Origin of the sequence: Caballeronia sp., assembly GCF_049581465.1 — a bacterium.
GTDB lineage: Bacteria > Pseudomonadota > Gammaproteobacteria > Burkholderiales > Burkholderiaceae > Caballeronia.
Window position 1 is genome coordinate 1 of record NZ_JBAUSA010000492.1, and the last position, 5146, is coordinate 5146.

4 protein-coding genes are annotated in these 5146 nt (G+C 58.8%); 3 read left to right on the forward strand and 1 reads right to left on the reverse strand.

Annotated features, from left to right (window positions below; all coding sequences use genetic code 11):
- The 3 genes from WCA53_RS12075 to glmS form a co-directional block, all read left to right on the forward strand.
- The coding region (locus tag WCA53_RS12075; protein WP_423909859.1) for an ATP-binding protein at nucleotides 1-513 on the forward strand (513 nt) is incomplete at its 5' end.
- A gap of 210 nt (nucleotides 514-723) precedes the next feature.
- Nucleotides 724-2085: a bifunctional UDP-N-acetylglucosamine diphosphorylase/glucosamine-1-phosphate N-acetyltransferase GlmU gene (gene glmU / locus WCA53_RS12080; protein WP_423909862.1), complete on the forward strand. Its 1362-nt coding sequence runs from the start codon at nucleotides 724-726 to the stop codon at nucleotides 2083-2085.
- Nucleotides 2086-2157: 72 nt separating this feature from the next.
- Nucleotides 2158-3975 carry a glutamine--fructose-6-phosphate transaminase (isomerizing) gene (gene glmS, locus WCA53_RS12085; RefSeq protein WP_423909867.1) on the forward strand — a complete coding sequence of 606 codons (1818 nt, stop codon included), beginning with the start codon at nucleotides 2158-2160 and terminating at the stop codon, nucleotides 3973-3975.
- 317 nt (nucleotides 3976-4292) lie between these two features.
- Here glmS and WCA53_RS12090 read toward each other — a convergent pair whose 3' ends face one another.
- Nucleotides 4293-4916 (reverse strand): LysE family translocator, encoded by a 624-nt coding sequence (locus WCA53_RS12090; RefSeq protein WP_423909872.1) that lies wholly within the window; start codon nucleotides 4914-4916, stop codon nucleotides 4293-4295.
- Nucleotides 4917-5146: the final 230 nt, after the last annotated feature.

The window sequence follows — 5146 nt, forward strand, 5'->3', positions numbered from 1 at the left end:
ATCTTGTATCGCGTGGCGGGTGAATTGGGCGCCACCAAAATCGCACTGGGGCATCACCGCGACGACATTCTCCAGACGTTGCTCCTGAATATGTTCTACGGCGGAAAGTTGAAGGGCATGCCGCCCAAGCTGCAATCCGACGACGGCAAGAATGTCGTTATCCGGCCACTCGCTTATATCAAGGAAACCGATCTTGAGCGGTTTGCCGAACTGCGCGAATTCCCGATTATTCCGTGCAACTTGTGCGGTAGTCAGCCGAATTTGAAGCGCGCGGAAATGAAGGAGCTGATTCGCGATTGGGAAAAGCGCTTTCCGGGACGCGTGGAGAACATGTTCAACGCGCTTGGGAAAGTGGTGCCGTCGCATTTGATGGATCACGGGTTGTTTCAGTTCGGCGAATTGCGCGCGACCGGCGTGCCCGATCCCGCAGGGGATATCGCTTTCGATGAAGATGCGTGCGCGACGCAAGCGCCATCGCAGACGATTTCCATCGTTCAGTTCGACGATATTTAGTTCTGGATGTAGCGCGGGGTGAGTTAGCGGGAACGCCTGCTTGAACGGCAGGCGCTCTCAGTTTGATTACGGTCAAACTTGTCCTTCGAGGCTTCCCGCTCGCCTCTCAAAATCTAGCTGAGTCGTTGCTCAGCAAGGCCGCGCCGGTTTTTTCCCGAAATGCCCGCATGTTATATTGGCGGCTCTTGAAACTCCTACGAAGCCGACGCCATGAACATTGTGATTTTGGCGGCAGGCGCTGGCAAGCGCATGCATTCCGCCTTGCCGAAAGTCCTTCATCCCCTGGCCGGCAAGCCGCTTCTTTCCCACGTGCTGGACGTTGCACGCACGCTTGAGCCCACGCGGCTTGTGGTTGTCGTCGGACATGGCGCCGAACGGGTCCAGAAAGCGGTTGGCGCGCCTGACGTCCAGTTCGCCATGCAGGCGCAACAACTCGGCACTGGCCACGCGGTTCAACAGGCGCTGCCACTGCTCGATCGTTCCGTACCCACGCTTATTCTTTACGGCGATGTGCCGCTCACGCGCGCCAGCACGCTGAAGCGGCTCGCTGACGTCGCAGAAGGCGGTCGCTACGGCATCTTGACTGTCACGCTCGACGATCCCGCGGGCTATGGCCGTATCGTGCGCGATGCGACCGGCGCGGTGCAACGCATCGTCGAACAGAAAGACGCGAACGCCGATCAGCGAACGATTGCGGAGATCAATACGGGCATCGTGATTACGCCTACCGCGCAACTCGGGATCTGGCTGGCGTCGCTGAAAAACGATAACGCGCAAGGGGAGTTCTACCTCACCGATGTCGTCGAGCGCGCGATTGATACCGGCATCGAAGTCGTCACGTCGCAACCGGACGAAGAGTGGGAAACGCTTGGCGTGAATAGCAAGCAGCAGCTCGCCCAACTCGAACGCATTCATCAACTCGACGTGGCAGAAGCGCTGCTGGTCGCGGGCGTGACGCTCATGGACCCCGCGCGGCTCGATGTGCGGGGTACGCTCGAATGCGGCCGCGATGTCTCCATCGACGTGAATTGTGTGTTCGAAGGCCGCGTGACGCTGGCCGATAACGTCACTATCGGCCCGAATTGCGTGATCCGCGACGCCAGCATCGGCGCGGGTACGCGAGTCGATGCATTCACGCATATCGAAGGTGGCACGACCGGCGCGAACGTCGTGTTGGGGCCATACGCGCGGCTGCGGCCGGGCGCGGTGCTCAGCGACGAAGCTCACGTGGGCAACTTCGTGGAAGTGAAGAACGCGGTGCTTGGGCGAGGCTCGAAGGCGAATCACCTGAGCTATATCGGCGATGCGGATATTGGCGCGCGCGTGAATATTGGCGCTGGCACGATTACGTGTAATTACGACGGCGCGAACAAGTTTCGCACGGTGATTGAGGACGATGTGTTCGTCGGTTCCGACACGCAACTCGTCGCGCCCGTGCGTGTGGGGCGCGGCGCGACCATTGCGGCCGGGACGACCGTGTGGAAGGACGTTGCGCAAGACCAGCTTGTGCTGAACGAAAAGACCCAGGTCGGCAAAAGCGGTTACGTGCGGCCGGTGAAGAAGAAAGCCTGAACGTTCCATGCCGGCGCGCGCCTGGGTGGCGAGCGCCGGTCGAACACGCAACCTCTGGAAAGGACGAAGCTCATGTGCGGAATTGTCGGCGCGGTCGCGCAACGTAACATCGTATCGGTGCTGGTCGAAGGCTTGAGGCGGCTTGAATATCGCGGCTACGATTCCTGCGGCGTGGCCGTGATCGCCAATGGTCAACCGAAGCGCGCACGCAGCGTCGCCCGTGTGTCCGATCTCGCCGATCAGGTTCGCGATACGCACCTGGAAGGCGAAACCGGCATTGCGCACACGCGCTGGGCCACGCACGGCGCGCCCGTCACCGACAATGCGCATCCGATTTTCTCGCGCGATGAGCTCGCGCTCGTGCACAACGGGATTATCGAGAACTACGAAACATTGCGTGCCATGTTGCGTGGAAAGGGCTACGAGTTCGTCTCGCAGACCGATACCGAAGTCATCGCCCACCTTATTCACAGCATGTATCGCGGCGACTTGTTCCAGGCCGTGCGCGAGGCCGTGAGGGAATTGCACGGCGCGTACGCCATTGCCGTGACGCATAAGCAGCAGCCGCATGTGGTTGTCGGCGCGCGCCAGGGTTCGCCGCTCGTGGTCGGCCTGGGCGATGGCGAGAACTTCCTCGCCTCCGATGCCCTCGCGCTCGCGGGCAGCACCGATCGCTTCGCGTTCCTCGACGAAGGCGACGTTGTGGAGATTTCGCTCGATGGCGTGAAGATCGTGGACCGCCAGGGTCTGCGGGTTGAGCGTGAAGTTCGCGTGGTCGCGGCTTATGGCGGCGCCGTGGACCTCGGGCCGTATCGGCATTTCATGCAGAAAGAAATCTTCGAGCAGCCGCGCGCCATCACCGACACGATTCCGCAAGCCGATCGTTTCGATGCCAGCTTGTTCGGCGATCAGGCGGCAGACGCTTTCGGCGATATCGACAGCGTCTTGATTCTTGCTTGTGGAACGAGTTATTACTCGGGCCTCACGGCTAAGTACTGGCTTGAATCGATCGCGAAAATTCCGACGCAAGTAGAGATTGCTAGTGAGTACCGGTATCGCGAGTCGGTGCCAAATCCTAAGACGTTGGTGGTGGTGATATCGCAATCGGGCGAAACCGCCGATACGCTCGCCGCGTTGAAGCATGCGCAATCGCTTGGGCACGCACATACGCTGGCGGTTTGCAATGTCGCCACCAGCGCGATGGTTCGGCTGACTAAGCTCGCGTTCTTGACGCATGCGGGGACGGAGATCGGCGTTGCATCGACTAAGGCTTTTACGACGCAATTAGTCGGCTTGTTTGTGCTTGCGGTCACGCTGGGCACGTTGCGCGGGCACGTGAATGCTAAGCAGGAAGCGGCTTATCTCGTGCAATTGCGGCACTTGCCTGCGGCGCTTAATAGCGTGCTTGCCTTGGAGCCGCAGATTATTGCCTGGTCGGAGGAGTTTTCGCGTAAGGAAAATGCGTTGTTCTTAGGGCGTGGTTTGCATTACCCGATCGCGCTTGAAGGTGCATTGAAGCTGAAGGAGATTTCCTATATTCACGCGGAGGCTTATCCGGCCGGCGAGTTGAAGCATGGACCTTTGGCGTTGGTGACTGAGGCGATGCCGGTTGTGACCGTTGCGCCCAATGATGCGTTGCTGGAAAAGCTGAAGTCGAATATGCAGGAGGTCAGGGCGCGGGGCGGGGAGCTGTATGTGTTTGCCGATTCCGATACGCGTATTGTCAGTGAGGACGGTATTCATGTGATTCGGATGCCTGAGCATTATGGGTTGTTGTCCCCGATATTGCATGTTGTGCCGCTTCAATTGTTGGCGTATCACACGGCTTGCGCGAGGGGGACGGATGTTGATAAGCCCAGGAATCTGGCTAAGTCGGTGACGGTGGAGTAGGGGGTGTTTGGTTGTTCTAAGTAGTTGGAGACCACTATTGGTATGGGGTAACCGGTCGAAAAAGAATCTGTTGGCCGGTTGATTCAAGTGCTCTCAAGCCCCCCGTCGGGGTTGCATCGGGATAGCCTCTGGAACTTCATTGGAAAATCTGTCCGTACGGTCCATATTTTCCGCATCGTTTCAAGTTCTTCTCCGACGGCGCGCACAATCGCGTTAACCAAAATAACCTCCATGCGGGCTTCCTGGCCGGGATCCGCAATGCGGGGAGTGGCTACCACCCAGGCCGGCAGACACTGGATTTGCCGTTCGGGCCGGATTCACAGTTGAGTGCTGGCGAGTTTTACAGCGAGCGCGACAAACACCAGGCTGGCAAACCGGTTGAGCATTCGTTGGGTGCGCGTTGATCGCAGCAGCAGCTTTCCGCCAACGCCCGAAGAGAATGCGATCAGGCTGAACACGACGAGGCTCGCCGCAATGAAACTCATCCCGAGCACGGCAATTTGAAGGGGGATATGCCCTCGGTCTCCGATGACGAACTGCGGCAAAAACGCGAGGAAAAATATCACTACCTTAGGGTTACTAAGGTTCATGAGTAGGCCACGCCGATACAGGTGGGCCGCGTCAACATCCTCGACCTTGCCTGGATTTACGCCTACCGGCGCACGCCACGCCTGCCACGCCAGATAGACAAGATAAGCGGCACCGACGCTTTTGAGCAGCGTGAAGGCCAGTTTGGAAGCCACCAGCAGAGCGCCGAGTCCAACTGCGACAACAAACGTGTGCACCAGAAGCCCCGTACACAGTCCCAATACGATCACCATGCCTGAGCGAGGACCTCGCATCGCAGACTGCAGCAGCACGAAGAGATTGTCCGGACCGGGAGTGAGCCCCAGCACAAGCGAAATTCCGAAGAATGGCAACAACGTCGAGAGGGGCAGCATTTAGATAACTCCTTGCGATTCGGTACGAGCGACTCGGGCAGTCAATGGATCTAAGCATAAACGGCTGACCGGACCCCGGGAACCCTCAAGCGACTCGAAAACTTGCTCATTCGTCTCAATCGATTGAAGTAACTATGCGCCCGGCCTGTGGCGTCCTCCGCGTAGTACAGAGGCGACGTGGCATGTCTTAGCAGACAATGGGGTCGCTCACACGACGGTCAGCCTTGGGT

Bases quoted from the DNA above. Each gene is read 5' to 3' on its own strand.
- glmU (WP_423909862.1), top strand. From the start codon at position 724: ATGAACATTGTGATTTTGGCGGCAGGCGCTGGCAAGCGCATGCATTCC.
- glmS (WP_423909867.1), top strand. From the start codon at position 2,158: ATGTGCGGAATTGTCGGCGCGGTCGCGCAACGTAACATCGTATCGGTG.
- WCA53_RS12090 (WP_423909872.1), bottom strand. From the start codon at position 4,916: ATGCTGCCCCTCTCGACGTTGTTGCCATTCTTCGGAATTTCGCTTGTG.